Annotated in this window: 14 protein-coding genes; 5 read left to right on the top strand and 9 right to left on the bottom strand. The window is 50.1% G+C overall.

Features of this window, described 5'->3' with window-relative positions; genetic code table 11:
* Positions 1-46: 46 nt before the first annotated feature.
* The 3 genes from AC1S52_RS12390 (at position 47) to AC1S52_RS12380 (ending at position 2,055) form a co-directional block, all read left to right on the top strand.
* Complete coding sequence (locus tag AC1S52_RS12390; RefSeq protein ID WP_482029319.1) at positions 47-856, top strand: Ycf66 family protein; 810 nt, start codon at positions 47-49, stop codon at positions 854-856.
* 87 nt (positions 857-943) lie between these two features.
* Complete coding sequence (locus AC1S52_RS12385; RefSeq protein WP_482029318.1) at positions 944-1,522, top strand: TolB family protein; 579 nt, start codon at positions 944-946, stop codon at positions 1,520-1,522.
* Positions 1,523-1,533: 11 nt separating this feature from the next.
* The gene (locus tag AC1S52_RS12380) at positions 1,534-2,055 is read left to right on the top strand and encodes a TolB family protein (protein WP_482029317.1); all 522 of its coding nucleotides are present in this window, start codon (positions 1,534-1,536) and stop codon (positions 2,053-2,055) included.
* Between the two features lie 54 nt (positions 2,056-2,109).
* Here AC1S52_RS12380 and AC1S52_RS12375 read toward each other — a convergent pair whose 3' ends face one another.
* The 8 genes from AC1S52_RS12375 to AC1S52_RS12340 all read right to left on the bottom strand — a co-directional run bounded on the left by AC1S52_RS12375 (position 2,110) and on the right by AC1S52_RS12340 (position 14,161).
* Positions 2,110-2,967: an aldo/keto reductase gene (locus AC1S52_RS12375; protein ID WP_482029316.1), complete on the bottom strand. Its 858-nt coding sequence runs from the start codon at positions 2,965-2,967 to the stop codon at positions 2,110-2,112.
* Positions 2,968-3,324: 357 nt separating this feature from the next.
* Positions 3,325-5,802: an acyl-CoA dehydrogenase gene (locus tag AC1S52_RS12370; protein WP_482029315.1), complete on the bottom strand. Its 2,478-nt coding sequence runs from the start codon at positions 5,800-5,802 to the stop codon at positions 3,325-3,327.
* An 87-nt stretch (positions 5,803-5,889) separates the two neighbouring features.
* Positions 5,890-7,071, bottom strand: a complete 1,182-nt coding sequence (locus tag AC1S52_RS12365; RefSeq protein ID WP_482029314.1) for a thiolase family protein — start codon at positions 7,069-7,071, stop codon at positions 5,890-5,892.
* A gap of 131 nt (positions 7,072-7,202) precedes the next feature.
* Positions 7,203-9,545: a 3-hydroxyacyl-CoA dehydrogenase NAD-binding domain-containing protein gene (locus AC1S52_RS12360; protein WP_482029313.1), complete on the bottom strand. Its 2,343-nt coding sequence runs from the start codon at positions 9,543-9,545 to the stop codon at positions 7,203-7,205.
* A 198-nt stretch (positions 9,546-9,743) separates the two neighbouring features.
* A complete protein-coding gene (locus AC1S52_RS12355) occupies positions 9,744-11,921 on the bottom strand; it encodes an AMP-dependent synthetase/ligase (protein WP_482029312.1) in 2,178 nt (725 codons plus the stop codon).
* Positions 11,922-12,844: 923 nt separating this feature from the next.
* Complete coding sequence (locus AC1S52_RS12350) at positions 12,845-13,279, bottom strand: heavy metal-responsive transcriptional regulator (RefSeq protein ID WP_482029311.1); 435 nt, start codon at positions 13,277-13,279, stop codon at positions 12,845-12,847.
* A gap of 28 nt (positions 13,280-13,307) precedes the next feature.
* Positions 13,308-13,610: a hypothetical protein gene (locus AC1S52_RS12345; protein WP_482029310.1), complete on the bottom strand. Its 303-nt coding sequence runs from the start codon at positions 13,608-13,610 to the stop codon at positions 13,308-13,310.
* A 161-nt stretch (positions 13,611-13,771) separates the two neighbouring features.
* Positions 13,772-14,161: a histidine kinase gene (locus AC1S52_RS12340; RefSeq protein ID WP_482029309.1), complete on the bottom strand. Its 390-nt coding sequence runs from the start codon at positions 14,159-14,161 to the stop codon at positions 13,772-13,774.
* Between the two features lie 358 nt (positions 14,162-14,519).
* Here AC1S52_RS12340 and AC1S52_RS12335 point away from each other — a divergent pair, with 358 nt between their 5' ends.
* On the top strand, positions 14,520-15,113 hold the full coding sequence (locus AC1S52_RS12335; RefSeq protein WP_482029308.1) for a hypothetical protein: 594 nt from the start codon (positions 14,520-14,522) through the stop codon (positions 15,111-15,113).
* Between the two features lie 114 nt (positions 15,114-15,227).
* Here the strand turns inward: AC1S52_RS12335 and apcB are convergent, their stop codons facing one another.
* Complete coding sequence (gene apcB, locus AC1S52_RS12330; protein WP_482029307.1) at positions 15,228-15,737, bottom strand: allophycocyanin subunit beta; 510 nt, start codon at positions 15,735-15,737, stop codon at positions 15,228-15,230.
* A 484-nt stretch (positions 15,738-16,221) separates the two neighbouring features.
* On the opposite strand from apcB, the gene glnA reads away from it, so the two are divergent.
* Entirely contained in the window at positions 16,222-17,643 is a 1,422-nt protein-coding gene (glnA, locus tag AC1S52_RS12325; RefSeq protein WP_482029306.1) for a type I glutamate--ammonia ligase, read from the top strand.
* Positions 17,644-17,675 lie beyond the last annotated feature (32 nt).

Genomic DNA, 17,675 nt, shown 5'->3' with positions numbered 1-17,675 from the left:
GGGGCTTCACTCGTTACTATAGGAAGTACTTAAGGGGAGAGATGGGATGGTAAACTTCGCGCTGAATCCGGGCAGCTTTTTGGGGATTGTGCTTGCAGTGGCAGGCGCTGCCCTTTATCTATTAAGATCTCAGCGTCCAGCGCTTGCTCGGGACCACGACATTTTCTTTGCAGCTATTTCATTACTGAGTGGTGGCATCCTGTTTTTTCAGGGATGGCGGCTTGACCCCATTCTGCAATTCTTGCAATATCTGCTAGCTGGCTCGGCTATTTTTTACGCCTACGATGGCATCCGTTTGCGGAGTGTTACCACTCAACAGGCAAAACGCAGTGCTCCCGTTGTGGATGATGAACGCCCGGTGAGCCAGGTTTATCGCTATCAGGCAGAATTTGAAGAATTGAACCCCTATGATGAGCGTCCAGTGACACGCCGGATTCCCGGTAGTCGTGAGCCACGCCCCAGACGAGATGAGTATGACGAAGATGTTCGCCCCCGGCGCTCTAGTCGTAGTGGTGAAGAACGATTAGGACCAGCCGAATCTTCAGAGGATAGGCTGCGCCAGCGTTCCCGTCGTAATAACAGTAGACCCCGTCCCCGCCCTGAGCGTTCGACAGGATATTCTGACATTCCTGATGAGATTGACTTTAGAGAGGACAGACCCCCTCGTCCCCGTAGTAGTTCTCCTCGTTCAAGTGATCCATCCATTAGTTCTAGCCGCCCCCGACGTTCTCGCCCATCCCCTAATGAAGAGTCTGCTCCATCCCGTAATCGCGGCATGGATGCCGAAGTGTCTTCTTCTGAGTACGTTGATTACCGTCCGGTAGACAACGAGGACGATAACTGGAGCGAATATTAGTTTGCAATTGGTTTAGCGTAATTGCTAACGATTCCAGATGGCGAGGGGCAGGGATAAGCTATGAAGGATGGTAGACAAGGCAGATTGATGCCAACCTCTACCCATTCAAGCTGGCAGAGAAACTGGCAATGGTTGGGTTGGGTTGCTGGTTTTGGCTTAGTAGGGTTGATTACAGCTTGTAGCCAGCCAGAGGTTCCGACAACTTCGACTGAACTGGATAGCCGTTACAACGATGAACAGCCAGCATTGAGCGGAGATGGTCGCTATGTCGCTTTCGTTTCCAATCGGGATGGGAGCCGTAGTATTTTGGTGTATGACCTGAGGCAACGGCAGTTTGTAAATTTGCCTCGGTTAAATCGTCGCGATGCAATCGCCGAGTCTCCCAGCCTCAGTTACACTGGACGCTACATTGTTTATATTGCCAGCGATAGCGCTCGACCCGAAATTGAAATTTACGATCGCGCAACCCAGCGACCCCAGATTCTTACCATCGGCTACCGGGGTTGGTTTCGTAACCCCAGCATTAGTCCTGATGGGCGCTATATTGTGTTTGAAACCAGCACTCGTGGACAGTGGGATATTGAGGTGCTAGATCGGGGACCTAATGTGGAACTCGATATTCCCGACTTTCAGCGATCTCGTCCTGCTCCGGGGGCATCTCCTTGAGAGGTCTTACCGTGTCCCACCGCCGTTTTTTACCTCTGTTTCTCCTCCCTTCCCTGCTGAGTGGTTGTAGCAGTCCCCGGTTGATCGGTTTTCCCTTTGATCCAGGCGGACGTAGCCTTAATAGCCTTTTTTCGGAGTCCAACCCCAGGTTGTCTGGACGATATCTGGTTTTTTCATCCGATCGCCGGGGTAGCCAGGATATTTACCTGTACGACACGGTGACCCATTCTCTGATTGAACTTCCTGGGCTGAATGCCATTGATATGCTGGCTTCAACCCCAGCGATTTCTGAGAATGGGCGTTTCATTGTTTTCATGGGCATCCGTGAAGGGCAGTCCAATATTTACCTGCACGATCGCGATACCCGCCAACTTCGCAATCTAACCCAAACCCTGAAAGCTGATGTCCGTCATCCCACCATCAGCGCCGATGGTAATATCATTGCTTTCCAGTCCAGTGCTGCCGGACAGTGGGATGTGGTTTTGTACAATCGCTCTGGGCAACCGCTGAGTCGGCAAGTGATGCAACCCTAGCAGTCTAACTGCTAATACTTGGTGGCTCGGTGAACACCCCACCGAGGGCAGGAATTACAACATTTCTAGAGGGACCGGTTTAGCAGGTGGGGGAAAGGCGACGTTCAGAATTGCCATTTCTTCAGCGCTCAATTTTAGATTCAGGGCAGCATGATTCTGTTCTACATGACTAATGTGGCTGGACTTAGGAATTACGATGACATTGTGTTGATGCAATAACCAGGCGATCGCAACTTGAGCCGTCGTTACTCCGCGCGTTTGAGCGATCGCCTGGAGTGTCCGGTGATTCAGCAACCGCCCTTGCTCAATCGGGGAATAAGCCATGATGGGAATGTTGCGTTGCCGACACCAGGGAAGTAAATTCAACTCAATCCCCCGGCGGGTCAGGTTGTAGAGCACCTGATTGGTTGCGATAGAATTTCCCCCCTTTAAGGCAGCGGCTTCCTCCAGGTCTTTTACATCGAAGTTACTCACCCCATAGCTGCGAATTTTGCCTGCTTCTTGAAGCGTCTGAAAGGCTTCCAGGGTTTCTACCAAGGGAACAGAACCACGCCAATGCAGCAGATAAAGATCCAGGTAGTCTGTATTCAATCGTTTGAGGCTGCGTTCACAGGCAGCGATCGCTCCTCGCTGGGAAGCATTAGGGGGATAGACCTTACTGACCAAAAAAACTTCTGAACGACGATTGGCACTAGTCGAACTTTTCCCCGGTCGAAGCGCTTCCGCTACGACTTCCTCTGCTCCACCCTCCCCATACATTTCGGCAGTATCAATCAGAGATAAACCCAGATCTAACCCGTGGCGGAGAGCGTCAATTTCAGTCTGACGGTTCCTGGCACTCTCGCCCATGCGCCAGGTTCCCATACCAAGAACGGGAACGGTTTGTCCAGAAAGGAGTTGGAGAGTCCGCATGGGGAAATGGGAAGTAGGGAGTAGGGAAACCAAATCACACTATATTTGCACAGCGCTGAACTAACAAGTTTTAGCCCCCAAAATCTCAAAGATTTGCGCGGCTGGGCAAAGGTTTTGTTGCTTACAACTATAGCTATCGCCAGGTTGCTTAGTAAATTGGGGGTTAAAGGGGGTGTGGGAGCGCTGCCCCCAGCTAGGGGTTCCACCCCTGCACCCCGTCCTAAATCAGGTGGCTATGGCTATATTTCTCCTTGCCTAAGCCAAAGGCGTACTTATCCACTCAACCACTCATTTACACCATCGTGGTTTACTCATCTAAAAATCGATGTAAATCAGTGCTATTCCACTACATTTTCTTTAGCTCTGAAGAAGAACATTAACCGTCGGATGTTGCATGAGTGCCCTAGCGGGGTGGGGGGTGGATTGGCTACCCTGCTGGTACTCTTCCAGGGTAAAGGCATCGACCTGGATTGCTTCGTTGCGGGCGGCTTCGGCTTCCCGAATCAGTTCGGCAGATTCCTGAGTAATCACTCCGGCAATTAGGGCGATATCCACCAGTTTTTCGGGTTTCCCTGGGGGTAGTTTTCCGTCGCGGCTGGCAGCTTTGATGGTTTTGAAAATTGCCTCTGCTTGGAGGGAAAGTCGGAATGCCTGTTCCAGCCGACCCAGTGCTTCATCGGGATGGGAGGGGATATAGATACCGATCGTAAGGCGATCGCGCCCTTCGCCAACGGTTTGCAATCGCTGAGCAACCTGACTACCCAACTCATCCGTTGGCATCCCACCGATGGGATTCAATCGCCACCAGGTTAAAACAGGTGCCCGCAAAATGGTTCCTACCAGTGGGAGATTGAAGTTACTGAAGATGCCCTCGAATGCCTGCTGAATTTGGGTGAAGGTGTATTGCATTGCCCAGTCAACCAGGGGCAAATCTTCGGGTTGCCGTCCTTCTGCTTCAAATCGGCGCAGGGTCGCCATCCCCAGGTACATCCAGGAGAGGACATCGGCAAACCGTCCAGTTAACTTTTCGTGTCGCTTGAGGGAGCCACCAAAACCAATTAGGGCAAGGTCAGTAAGGGTGGCAAAGGTGGCAGATGCCCAGGCGAGTTTGCGATAGTAGCGGGCAGTAGGACCTGTGACAGGCGAACGGGCAAGATAACCACGGGATAGGCTCAGGAGAATGGAACGAACGCTATTTCGTACCATCAAACCTAAATGGTGCCAGAGGGCATAATCAAAGGCGGAGACATCTCCCTGGCTGAGCGCTTCCACTTCCAGATAAACATAGGGGTGACAACGAATCGCACCCTGACCAAAGATCATCATAGTGCGGGTGAGGATGTTTGCTCCTTCGACCGTAACCGGGATGGGAATTGCAGTATAAATGTTTGCCAGCAGGTTTCGCGGTCCCCGGCAGATGCCAGCCCCACCGACGATATCCATACCATCGTTAATCATCTGGCGGGCAAGTTCGGTGAATTCGTATTTGGCGATCGCAGAAACGACGGAGGGTTTCTCACCGTTATCAACGGCACCACAGGTATAGATGCGAGCGGCATCCAGCAGGTAGGTTAAGCCACCGATACGGGCAAGGGGTTCTTCAATCCCTTCAAATCGTCCGATGGAAAGCCCAAACTGCCGCCGCACAACGGCATGGGCACCGGTGACACGAGCCACCAGTTTGGCAACGCCAGTACAGGTCGCTGGGAAGCTAATTCCCCGACCCGCGGCAAGGGTCTGCATCAGCATTTTCCAGCCATTGCCTGCCTGTTCTGCCCCACCAATGATCTGGTCAATGGAAATAACGACATCCCGCCCTTCAACCGGAGAGTTGTAGAATGGCACTCCCATCGGATCATGGCGTTTGCCGAGAATCACACCGGGGGTATTGGCAGGCACCAGAGCACAGGTGATACCGACGTTTTCCCCTTGACCCAGCAGGTTTTCGGGGTCGCGCAATTTGAAGGCAAGCCCAATCAGGGTGGCGATCGCCCCCAGGGTAATATACCGCTTGCGGAAGTTGAGCCGAATATACAGCCGATCATCCTCCCCCTTAAACACCACGCCTTCTGAGGTGATGCTGGCGGCATCGGACCCGGCGTGGGGTTCGGTCAGGGCAAAGCAGGGGATTTCTTCGCCCCTGGCTAATCTGGGCAGGTAGTAGTCTTTTTGCGCCTGGGTGCCGTAGTTGAGCAGCAGTTTGGCGGGACCAAGGGAATTGGTCACACCTACGGTTGCGGTATGGGTAAAGGAGCGGGAAGCCAGCTTGACCATGACGGAACTATAGGTCAGGTTAGAGAAGCCTAAGCCGCCGTACTCTTTGGGAATCATCATGCCAAAGAAACGCTCTTGTTTGAGGTAGTCCCACACCTCTGGGGGCAGGTCTTTACGGCGATGGATTTCCCAGTCCGTTGCCATGCGGCAAACCTGTTCCACGGGTCCATCCAGAAATGCCTGAATTTCGGGGGTTGTGGCTGGATAGGGTTCCTGGTTCATCCGTTGAAAATTGGGCGATCCGGAGAAGAATTCTCCGTCGATCCAAACGGTTCCGGCTTCGATCGCCGCCTTTTCGGTGTCTGAAATATTCGGCAACAGATTGAGCGCTTTGATGCCCTTCATCAAAGGGGCTGTGATCATTCCCTGCCTGAGAAAGGGAATGTTGAGAGCCGCCGCGATAAAACCGAAGATAACCCAGACCCAGATGGGTGGCTGAAATACTCCCAAGATGGCGGCAAAAGCAATTGTCCACAGCCATAAAGGTACGCCCAAATAACCGAATATCAATAGGGCCAGAAATGAACTGGGAATGGCGATCGCCAATAGAATTGAAACCATAATCGTTTACCAAAAGCAATGATTTTTAACCCCATGAAGGGAGGCGGAGCCTCTGGCTGGGAAAGTCTCGGCTCTGCCTCAAGCCACCTACAGCATCAAATTCTCAATCACTCCAGCGGCACCCATGCCACCCCCGACGCACATCGTCACCAAGCCATAACGAATGTTGCGCCGGTTCATTTCGTGCAGAATCGTTGCCGTCAGTTTTGCCCCGGTCATGCCGAGAGGGTGACCAAGGGCGATCGCGCCACCGTTGACGTTGATGATGTCTTCGTTCAAACCGAGCTTACGAATCACGGCGAGGGACTGGGCAGCAAAGGCTTCGTTGAGTTCAATCAGTCCAATGTCATTCAGGGTTAACCCAACCTGTTTCAGCACTTTGGGAACGGCTTCCACGGGACCCATGCCCATAATTTCAGGCGGCACACCCGCAACGGCAAAGCCCAAGAGTTTCCCCATGGGTTGAATGCCCAATTCCTCCACCATTCGTTTAGCCATCACAACGGTGGCGGCAGCCCCATCGGACATTTGGGAGGAGTTGCCCGCTGTGACGCTACCCCCGACCCGAAACACGGCAGGTAGTTTGGCAAGTGCCTCTAGACTGGTATCGTGGCGGGGTCCTTCATCAACCTTGAATAAGGTTTCAACCGTCTTTGGCTTGCCGTCCAGGTAGAGGGTTTCGTGAACCGTGATGGGAATGATTTCTTCGTCAAACCGACCTGCCTGGATTGCCGCGATCGCCCGCTGGTGCGATCGCAACGCGAAGGCATCCTGGTCCTCACGGGAAACATGAAACTGGTGGGCAACATTTTCTGCGGTTAGACCCATCGTGCAATAAGCTTGGGGCAATTCTGTTACCAAATCGGGGTTCGGTGCCAGTACATTTCCCCCCATCGGAATCAGACTCATAGATTCCGCTCCCCCCGCCACAATCACCTCCGCCTGTCCGGTCATTATTGCCTGGGTTGCCATGGCGATCGCTTGCAAACCAGAGGCACAAAACCGATTCACAGTCACCCCAGCCACCGTTGATGGTAAGCCAACGCGCTGACCAATCACCCGTCCCAAATTAAAGCCCTGCTCGGCTTCAGGAAAGGCACAGCCGATGATAAGGTCATCAATTTTTTCCGGTTCCAGCCCCTTAACTTTTTCAATCGCACCTTTAACCGCGATCGCCCCCATATCATCGGGACGCATATTGCGAAGGGTTCCACGCGGCGCTTTCCCCACCGCTGTCCGCACACTGCTAACAATGTAAGCTTCATTCATAGTTAATTTTCAACCTGTTTAGTCTTGTTACTGAGAATGGAGAATGGGTCATTTGGCATTCGTCCTTTGTTGTCTGTAAATACCAATGACCAATGACCAATGACCTAATGACCTCTCCCCCTCTGCCTTCCCTAATTCCTCAACGGTTTCTTCGTCTTCAACATATGGGCAATCCGCTCCTGGGTTTTGGTTTGCCCCAACAGGGGGATGAAGGTTTCCCGCTCCAGTTGCAGCAGGTAGTCTTCGTGGACGAGGGAGGGGGCAGTGAGTTCGCCGCCGGTCATGACGTAGGCAAGGCGACCAGCGAGGTAGCGATCGTATTCACTGGCGTAGCCGCCCTGTTGGAAGATGTAAGCGGCTTGCTCCAGCATTGCCCTGCCGGGACGACCCAGCACCATGATGGAATTTTGCTCGAACGGTGGCGTGTAGCCGACGTAGGACAGGTGAAGGATTTCGGCTTTGGCGATCGCGAGGCGACGTTCTCCATCCATCACAATTCGGGCATGGCAGGGCAAGTAGCCTAATTCCTGTGCTTCGTAGGCACTGCCCGATACTTTTGCGGTGGCAATGGTTTCAAAGGTTTTCTGAATAAAGGGCTGAATCTGACTCAAGGTTTCATTAGCTGCCCGCTCCGTTGCCCGTGCCACCATCCGCATGATGCCACCGGCTCCGGGAATTAACCCTACTCCCAGTTCAACCAGACCAATGTAGGTTTCAGCCGCTGCAACCACATGGGGACACGCCATCACCAGTTCACAACCACCACCTAATGCCCGTCCCTGAATAGCAGCGACAATCGGTTTAGGGAAATAGTGAATCCGCTGCATCAGGGTTTGAAACTGGATGATTAGTTTCACCAGGGCATCGAAATTACCGGACTGCGCCATCATTCCCATTTCTGCCAGGTTTGCGCCACCGGAAAAGTGAGCGCTACTGTTACCGATGACCATACCTTTGAAAGCGTGGGTTTCCAACAGGTTCAGCACTTCTTCTAAACCGCTGACTACGTTCAAGCTGAGGGTATTGCCCTTGGAACGAAATTCGTACAGAACCACGCCATCACCTAAGTCCAGCAGAGCCGCTTCAGGATTGTGCCAGAGAACTCTTTCTGGATCGGCTTTGATAGCGGTCAAATCGATTTCGTCGGAGGAGATTTCTAGAGGTGTGTAGTGTAGTTCTGGCTTGTAGACATGGTGGTTTTTGTAGAAACTTTTGGCACACATTTGCTGCATGATTTCTACCCACTTAGGGACTGACATACCCGCCGATCTCATGTCTGCCAGCACCGTTTCAAACCCCAGGGCATCCCAAAGTTCAAACGGACCCATTTCCCAACCAAAGCCCCAGCGCATAGCGCGATCGACATCAGCGACACAGTCGGCAATTTCAGGAATCCGGTTGGCACTGTAATTCAAAATTGCCAGGGTAGACTGGCGGAAGAATGCGCCAGCACGACTGGCATCGGCATAGAGGGCACGCAGGCGATCGCCCAAATCAGGTATCTTTCCAATGGCTTCAATGTCCCCCAAATTCATCGGTCTGGCAGACTCATACGCCATTGTTCCTGGGTTGAGCGAGAGAATTTCTCCCTTTTGTTTTTTGTAAAATCCCTGCCCTGTTTTTGCGCCCAGGGTGCCTGTTTCCACCAATTTCTTCAGCACTTTAGGAACGCGGAACATCTCCCGACTTTCATCGTTGGGAATTGCCGGGTAAAGGTTGTATGCCACATACATTAAGGTATCCAGCCCTACCAGATCGGCAGTGCGGAAGGTAGCTGATTTAGGTCTACCGGCGATCGTCCCAGTCAGGGTATCAATTTCCTCAATGGTGTAACCCTGCTCTGTCCAGGCTTTAACCCCCAGCATCGTGACAAACATGCCAATCCGGTTGGCAATGAAGTTGGGCGTGTCTTTTGCCACCACCACTCCCTTACCCAGATGAATTTCCCCAAACCACTGTATCTGTTCCAAAACCTGTGAATCGGTGTCGGCGGTTGGTATCAGTTCCAGCAGTTTGAGATAACGGGGAGGATTGAAAAAGTGGGTTCCTAAAAACCTCTGGCGGAAGGCTTCTGAACGACCTTCGGCGATCGCATGAATCGGTAATCCACTCGTATTCGTTGAAATAATGGCATCTTCTCGAATAGTTTCTTCCAACCGCTGCATCAATTGCTTTTTGATGTCCAAATTTTCGACTACTGCCTCAATGACCCAATCCACTTCAGCAATCCGATGGAAATGGTCATCAAAATTACCTAGAATCACACGACGAGCAGTTTTTTCTGTAAAAAAGATCGGCGGCGATTGCTTCAGTGCTTTTTTGAAGGTGCCTTCAACGAAATCATTTTTGTTACCTTCTTTAGCAGCTAAATCCAACAGATGCACGGTAAGACCAGCATTAGCAAGGTGTGCAGCGATTTGGGTTCCCATCACTCCAGCACCCAGAACAGCGGCTGTGCGAAACGGTTTGTGCATGGTTCAAGTTCTCCATTGGGTTAATTAGGGTGAGGTGTCAGGGGTGAGGGGTGAGGGGAGGGTGGGGTATTGGTCATTGGTCATTGGTCATTGGTGTTTACAAATGACAAATGACCAATGACAAACAACAACCTAATTACCGATTACCACTCAACTCTCGACTCCGAATCTCAAACTTTCATCCTTCATCCTTTCCTCTTACCCCGTTCCTACATGACTACCAATTAGCGCCCAATGGCTGGCAAGCAGTAGCCCCAGTGTAGTCAGGCGGGGATTTAGCGATCGCGCGTAGGTGGGGCAGGATGACACTGGGACAGGAGGACATAATTCGACAGGCGCTTTTCCGAGAATTTCCCGTTCTTGAGTGAGTTTGTCTTTGCGGGTTTCGTCTCTAAAGAGGGCTTTGATTTCCGGGGCAAAAACTTTGATCATCTGGTTACGATTTATTTCTCCGGTAACTGTTAGCAATTCGTTTTCAAGCGTTAGTGGAGTATTAATCAATTGGAATTTTTTTACCGTTGCCCAGTAGGGCAGATGGCAGTTTGCAGCATCAATTAATGCCCGGTATAAATTGGTGATGCAGGAGTGTTTGAGTAAAGCATCCGGTGGTAAATCAATTCCTGTTTCTAGAGCATAACTATGCAGCGCTTCTAGATTGGGGAAAATTAGAGCAGCACAGAATTTTTGCTCAGAACCGACGGCGATCGCCTGCGTAATCAGGGGGGACTGTTTCAACCGCTGTTCGATGGGAATCGGTGTAATATATTTGCCGGTGGAGAGTTTGAATAGGGCTTTTTTCAGCCCGGTGATTTTCAAGAACCCGTCTTCCGTGAAAGTGCCCAGGTCGCCTGTGTGGAGCCATCCCTGGGCATCAATCATTTCTTGAGTTGCTTCAGGGTTTTTGTAGTAGCCCTGAGTCATATAGGGACCCCGCAGCAAGATTTCCTGATCCGCTGCGATCTCCACCTCAACCCCTGGAACAGGAACTCCCACAGTTCCGGCACGGTTATAATTGCCGCGATTGAAACACACAACCGCACTTGCCTGCGTCAAACCATATCCATGCATGGGGATAATACCCGCGGCAGCCAAAGCATTTGCCAGGTCAGCTTTTAAGGCGGCACCGCCACAGATCAGATACTTGAGCCGACCGCCAAAAGCATCCCGCCACCTGGACAGCACCAACCAGTCTGCCAGCTTTAGCAGCAATGCATATCGCCCTTTGGGTGGCCGCCCTAGCTCATATCGACTGGCAAGATGCAGCGCCCAGCGGAAGATGATGCGACTCAATAAGCTTAATTTGTTGCCTTTTTCTAGAATTTTGCCGTATGCCTTCTCCAACAGCAGCGGCACTGTAGTCAGAATAGTCGGCTGAAGTTCCTTTAAATGTTTGGTGATGCGATTTGGGGTTGAAAAGTAGATGCTGTGCCCATAACTCACATGCCCATAAATCATGCACCGCGCCAGCACATGATTCAACGGTAAAAATGAAAGCACCACTTCCTGGTTGCCTCTTTGCAAATTCTCAATGCAGGAAAAGGAGGCTAGGGCATTGGCTGAGAGGTTTTCATGGGTCAACATCACACCCTGAAGCTGCCCCGCTTGATCGGGAATATAGATCAGGGTAGCGAGTTGATCAGGTGTTAAGGCTGTCCTTAGTTGCTGCGATCGCGCTTCTGAAACCCGAACCTCTCCTCTGGCACGGATGTCATCCAGGGAAAAAATCTGGACACACTGGGGCAGCAGGGAATGGGGATGCTCAGGATGGGCTGGGTGGAGCAGCATTGGAATATCCAGGCAAGCAGACTCCGAAAGGGTAGCGGGATTCACCCGTTGGGAAAGTACTTCCAGTGGCGAAGAAACACCAAGACGCGAAGACGCAGAGATACTCGCCGCCTGCCAGTTTGAAGGAACCTCAACAACAATAATCTGCTGTAAGTCAGGGGCATTGTGCAGGTATGGCACAATTTGATCGAGCAAATCCTGATTAGAAATAATTAACGCCCTCGCTTCACTGTGCTGCAAAACAAACAGAATATGTTCCAGGGTTTGGGTTAGATCAATTGGCACATTGACCAGTCCTGCCAGCAAACACGCCATGTCTGCAATGCAGAAGCTGGTGTCGCTGTGCATTAACAATGCGATGCGGCTCCCCCTTTCTAATTCCAGTTCCAACAGTCCCAAGGCAACCGCCTCAACCGCAGACTGAAACATTTGATTGGAAAGGGGCTTCCAGCCTGCTTCAGTCCACTGATTAAATGCCTGGGCATTAGGCGCATCACTACATCCTTCATCAAGCAAGGAAGGCAATGTTCGCCCTAAAAATATTTCTCCGGAATTCGGGGGAGCCTGGTAAGTCTTTTCAATCCATACCATCTTCCTCAAGAAGAGCTAATACTCTTCTCCTCACTAATAGTTTATTTTTGGTTCGGCGTTGCTGATTTTGAGGGTGAAAAGATTACTGGAAGCTTGAAACTTCGTTTCAATTCATCCTGCTTTTTAGCAACCCTTTTGGTTTTTCTAAGACATCAGTCACTAAAGGTTTGACAGAAGCACTGAAATGAAGGGGGCAATTCAATGCAGCAGCCAAGGTTCTTTTGGATACACTTGAAAATAATATTTGCCATCTATCTTGAGTCATAGTTAAATGACCAGTTGTACATGACAAACAAAACAGGTTAACAGAGAACTCATGAAACAGTTTAGATGCGACTTCTGAACATTTGAGTTCTGTTTTTTCCTTGCTCCTTACCTTTGATGAATCAACGGCAGACCTATTGTCTAAAGCTTTCAGGGCTACCGTCTATTGTTGAGTTTTACTCCTCAACTCATGAAACCCTACTGAAAGAGTATTGCGCCTTTCAGTGGAGATTTCCCTGGTAAAATTCAGTCTAGCTTACAGATTTAACGATCTGTGAGTTCTTATACATTTCTTGAACAAAAGTGTTGTTTTATCCGATCAGACGATGGCTAGAAGTCGCAAGAAATGCTGCTCAAAAGGCATTTCTTACTCTACAACTTGAAATTTAGATTCTCAGGTTAGCCCTGGCTGTGATTAGAAGATGTTAAAGATTGATACGAACATCTAGTAAGAGAAAACAGGAGAGCCGTATTTGTACAGAGAGTTAGGAGATAGTCAAAGAATTAGCAGAGGTTGCAACTGGCAATAATGGAAGAGCAGGCAAGCCCTGATTGTTTGTGCAACCTTGGGCATGGCGCGACTGTGCTGGCACAACGCTATCGTTGCCAAAATTGAGAGCGCAGTTGGAGCCGTTTCTTATATTCTCTCTCCTCTCCTTTCATCCCTTTTTCTGAATATTCGGGCAAATGGTCTGCGAAATCAGTCCCGGAGGAGGACTTTCCTGCCAGCCAGAAAGTAAGCCTTCAAGTTCTGACCGTAAGGTTTCCAGTGCTCTAATCTGCTCGCTGATGGCACCCACCTTATCCTGGAGGTGTTGCTTCACTTCACCACAGGGAAGCTCTCCTCGGTCATGCACATGCAAAATATCTTTAATTTCGTTGAGGGTTAAACCAAGGGACTGTGCCCGTTTAATAAACGCCAGTCGGTTTGTGATTTGTTCATTGAACAGGCGGTAGCCTGTCTGCGATCGCTCCACTGTCGGTGTTAACAGCCCAATCTCTTCGTAGTAGCGAATCGTTTTGACTGGCAATCCGCTGTGATTGGAAACTTCACCAATCTTTAGCAGGGGTTTGGCGATCGTGGTTTCTATCATGTGTTACGGGGTGCGGATCCTTGTTTCTCTAAAATTTTCTAGGAGGATTTTTCTTAGCCGCCGTTAGCGTAGGCAAACTGGGGCGAGATGATTCGGGGGGAAGGATATAAACGGGGTTTTGGCTCACCGTCTCCATTACCTGACGACGTTGGATCTGCCATAGCCGTAGGGCGATCGCCGTTCCTACAGTTCCTACCCCGACCGCCAGCAATGACCAGTGTTCAGTTAACCCACCGATCGCCGCATCCACTACACCCACCGTTGCTACAAACCCAACAATAGGTTCTTTCCGATAAATCACTCTCAATAGCCGTGACCACAAAATATCCATGTTTGAGTGCCCTAGTGCCTCTGATCTCATTCTAAAGGGTTTGACTGGAGTGGGGCGGAGAGCGGAAGAGGGAGGGGAGGGATCTCATCCACTCATCCACTCATCTACAGACAATGGTGGTTTACTCATCTGGAAACTGCTGTAAATCTTAACCTCACATCCTAACTCCCCCCTTCACCCCTCACCTCTGCTAGATTGTGGCAGCCATCCAACCCCAGGTCTGAATTTTTTCGATAGGCATCTCCTGGTACCCAAACGCTAATCTGACGTTCAGGAGATATCCAGTAAAGATATTCCACATTTGGGTCGTATCGTACACCCACTCTCAAATTAGAAAAGTCATCCTCGCAAATTTCAAAGCCAAATCGAACAATAATTTGAGCAACCAGGCAATCAGGAGTATCGCTAGTTTCCCCAGAGGTGTCACGTTCCTGCCAGAACTTGTCAAGGAATCGTCTGAGGGTGGGAAGAATCTTGTCAGGGGTGCCGCCCCTACTGGCATAGATAATTGCCGGGTTGCCTGCGACAATAATGTGACAGGGATGAGCCATTTTGAGGTGAAGTAAGGGTTGGTAAAGGGTCAGTAGAAATCCCAGGAAAAAGTGTTTGTGCCTTTCTCCTGAAGCGAATTAATCTTAACTTCTAAAGTCTAAACGACCAATGCGTCCAGAATGCGCGAAATCACGGATTTAGTCAGGAGGAGATTCCGACAATATGAATACAGATAACATTAAGTTTTTTAACAATCAAGGCTGGTGCAGGTAATCAATCATCGGTCTATCGTCAACGGCGGCTTTGACCAATGACCAATGACCTGTTACCAATCACCCATTTACCAGTTCGTTTCATCCTTTGCATCAGCTCTGACTACTAAAGAACTGAGTCTCTCTGCTATTTCTGAGGTTACCCATGCTGCCTTCGACCTTCCCCCAGTCAACCGAAAAATCTTCATTAAATCCCAGGCTTCTAGAATCACGCAGCCAATACCGTTCCTGTCATATCCGTTTACCGGGAGACAGCCATCGCATGGCTGCCATTTTGGTTGAGGGGAAGTACTACAGCCTGGTCAAGGTTGCCCAAACTGGACAACAGACGCTCGAAATCTCTCGGCGGTTGATCATGAAAGGTCATCAAATTCTGATTACAAAAATTGTAAAAGGCTATGCTATCTGGGTTTTTGAACCAGAGGCTGTCCCAGAAATGTCAATCGGCGCTTCTGCTCAGCCTGTTCACAAGTCCGTGACTCCGCCAACCTGTCGAATTCTGAGTGACCAGAGCCGCTATCAGATTTGTGAAATTCGTGTTCCCGACCTCGACGATCGCTTGGAGGCGGTTTTAGTGGACGGTCAATACTATGGCTTGTTTAAGGTGGTAGAGACGCGCCAGCAGGCGTTGGAGTTTGCCGCTAAGTTAGGGCGGCGGGGAGATGCCACCATTATTACGAAAACCCAAAAGGGGGATGCTATCTGGGTCCGCGAAGCAGAGGCTCAGCCTGTTGGGTAGAATTCCCGATATATTTTGAGAAATAGGTTATTCCTTAAAAACAAGTGGACAGGGGCGATCGCCCCTGTCCACTCAGTTTTTTAAGACCTATTTCCAGTGTTGTGTCAAAAACAATTACAGGTCTTTTTCACTTAACTCGCGGGTCATATAGTCAAACGGCTGATCTACAATTGCCGCATTGTCAATCCCAGCTTCTGTCACCAGTTCTTTGACAATATCCTTCATAATTTGGATGCCTTGAACGGTTGGACCAATCGGCACACCCAAGGAATTGTAGGTTTCCCGCAAGCCCTCTAAAACTCGCTCATCTAAAACATCCGTATCCCCAGCTACCAAGGCATAACTTGCGTAGCGGAGATAGTAATCCATATCCCGCAAACAAGCCGCATACCGACGAGTGGTATAAGCGTAACCGCCCGGTCGGATCAATTCAGGCTGTTCATCAAACAGTTGTAAACCTGCCCGCTTCACAATATCCGCTGCATTGGCATTAATAACGGCGGCAGCACGAACCCGTGCCATACCTGTATTGAAATAGGACTTCAGGTTATCCATCGCGTCACGGTCCAGATACCGACCTGTAACGTCATAGTTTCTAATCAGGCTTGTTACTGCATCCCGCATGGAATTTTTCTCCCACTAGTCCTCTATAAAATCAGTTTGGCTATCTTGGTTGACTTTGCAGGCGAATCCAAATCGCAGAGTTGGGGATCTGTCGCCTCCAGTCGCAAGCATCAGTTTACCACGTAGCGATGGATGGATCTGTCAACAGTTTTGGAATTTGGAATTCTGATTTGGGGATGTGGCGATCGCAGCAAACCCAAAATTTAGAATCTGCTAATCTACCCAAGCACCAACCCTAAATCTAAGTTTAAGTCTGGCTTGCCAGAGGGAAATTTTGTAGTTCTTGATACAAAATCTGCTTAAACCTGTCTCTAGGATGATTCAGATACAATCACACTGCAACTCCCAGGGGTATTTTTACTGAGGTAGTGAATTCCTCAATACAAGCCATCCCCTCAGGGTTAAAGCGTTCAGATAAAGATTGTCTTCTGTCTCTATCCCTGTTTTAAAGACTAGAGACCGTACAGCACTCAAGGAGTAATTCATGACAACCCCGCAGGAAATTCTGGAATGGATCAAGCGAGATAGTATCCAGATGATCGATCTGAAGTTCATCGACATGCCAGGGATCTGGCAGCATTTGACGCTCTACCACGACATGATCGATGAGAGCAGCTTCACGGATGGTGTTGCCTTCGATGGATCTAGTATCCGGGGTTGGAAAGCCATCAATGACTCAGATATGGCAATGGTGCCCGATCCCAACACTGCATGGATCGATCCCTTCATGGAAGAGCCAACTCTGAGCCTGATTTGCAGCATCGTAGAGCCACGTACAGGTCAACCCTACAGCCGTGACCCCCGTTCCATTGCCCAGAAAGCGCTCGATTATCTAAAAACAACTGGGCTTGGCGACACAGCATACTTTGGACCTGAAGCAGAGTTTTTCGTATTTGACGATGTCCGGTTTGACCAGACCCAAAGTTCAGGCTATTACTTTGTAGACAGCGTTGAAGGACGGTGGAACTCTGGTCGAGAAGAACCCGGTGGCAACCTGGGCTACAAACCCCGGTATAAAGAAGGCTACTTCCCAGTGGCACCCACCGATACCTTGCAGGACATCCGAACTGAGATGTTGCTGACAATGGCAAAATGTGGCGTGCCCATTGAGAAGCATCACCATGAGGTAGCCACTGGTGGACAATGCGAACTAGGTTTCCGGTTTGCTTCCCTGGTCAATGCTGCTGACTATCTGATGACCTACAAATACTGCATCAAGAACGTTGCTAAGAAGTATGGAAAATCAGTAACTTTCATGCCCAAACCGTTATTTAACGATAATGGTACCGGCATGCACTGCCACCAGTCTATTTGGAGCAATGGTCAACCCACCTTCTATGGCAAAGGCGGTTATGCAGATCTAAGCGAAACAGCCCTGCACTACATCGGTGGGTTGCTGAAGCACGCTCCGGCATTGCTGGCGCTGACCAACCCCACCACTAACTCCTACAAGCGTCTGGTTCCTGGGTTTGAGGCTCCGGTGAACTTGGCATACTCTCAAGGCAACCGTTCTGCATCTATCCGGATTCCACTCTCTGGCGATAACCCCAAAGCCAAGCGTCTAGAGTTTCGCTGTCCCGATGCTTCCTGTAACCCTTACCTGGCATTTGCTGCAATGCTGTGTGCTGGTATTGATGGGATCAAAAACAAGATTGATCCGGGTTCTCCATTGGATGTAGATATCTACGATCTCAGCCCTGAAGAACTGGCAAAAGTGCCCTCTACACCCGGTTCACTGATGGATGCGCTGAAGAACCTGGAAGCTGACCATGAGTTCTTGACCGCTGGTGGTGTTTTCACTGAGGACTTCGTTAACACCTGGATCAGCTACAAGCTAGACAACGAAGTGATTCCAATGAGCATTCGTCCTCACCCCTACGAATTTGCGCTCTACTACGATGTCTAATCAGACAGGGCGGAGTGTGAAGTGCGAAGTGC

It is taken from the genome of Kovacikia sp. CALU 1929, assembly GCF_056784235.1.
Note: the sequence above shows the minus strand (reverse complement) of the source record. Positions and strands in the feature narration are given on the sequence as shown.

What these genes read in the sequence shown, in the direction of transcription:
- AC1S52_RS12375 (WP_482029316.1), bottom strand. Translation starts at nt 2,967, where the DNA reads ATGCGGACTCTCCAACTCCTTTCTGGACAAACCGTTCCCGTTCTTGGT.
- AC1S52_RS12335 (WP_482029308.1), top strand. Translation starts at nt 14,520, where the DNA reads ATGCTGCCTTCGACCTTCCCCCAGTCAACCGAAAAATCTTCATTAAAT.
- AC1S52_RS12345 (WP_482029310.1), bottom strand. Translation starts at nt 13,610, where the DNA reads ATGGATATTTTGTGGTCACGGCTATTGAGAGTGATTTATCGGAAAGAA.
- AC1S52_RS12355 (WP_482029312.1), bottom strand. Translation starts at nt 11,921, where the DNA reads ATGGTATGGATTGAAAAGACTTACCAGGCTCCCCCGAATTCCGGAGAA.
- AC1S52_RS12370 (WP_482029315.1), bottom strand. Translation starts at nt 5,802, where the DNA reads ATGGTTTCAATTCTATTGGCGATCGCCATTCCCAGTTCATTTCTGGCC.
- AC1S52_RS12350 (WP_482029311.1), bottom strand. Translation starts at nt 13,279, where the DNA reads ATGATAGAAACCACGATCGCCAAACCCCTGCTAAAGATTGGTGAAGTT.
- AC1S52_RS12360 (WP_482029313.1), bottom strand. Translation starts at nt 9,545, where the DNA reads ATGCACAAACCGTTTCGCACAGCCGCTGTTCTGGGTGCTGGAGTGATG.
- AC1S52_RS12340 (WP_482029309.1), bottom strand. Translation starts at nt 14,161, where the DNA reads ATGGCTCATCCCTGTCACATTATTGTCGCAGGCAACCCGGCAATTATC.
- AC1S52_RS12385 (WP_482029318.1), top strand. Translation starts at nt 944, where the DNA reads ATGCCAACCTCTACCCATTCAAGCTGGCAGAGAAACTGGCAATGGTTG.
- AC1S52_RS12365 (WP_482029314.1), bottom strand. Translation starts at nt 7,071, where the DNA reads ATGAATGAAGCTTACATTGTTAGCAGTGTGCGGACAGCGGTGGGGAAA.
- glnA (WP_482029306.1), top strand. Translation starts at nt 16,222, where the DNA reads ATGACAACCCCGCAGGAAATTCTGGAATGGATCAAGCGAGATAGTATC.
- AC1S52_RS12390 (WP_482029319.1), top strand. Translation starts at nt 47, where the DNA reads ATGGTAAACTTCGCGCTGAATCCGGGCAGCTTTTTGGGGATTGTGCTT.
- apcB (WP_482029307.1), bottom strand. Translation starts at nt 15,737, where the DNA reads ATGCGGGATGCAGTAACAAGCCTGATTAGAAACTATGACGTTACAGGT.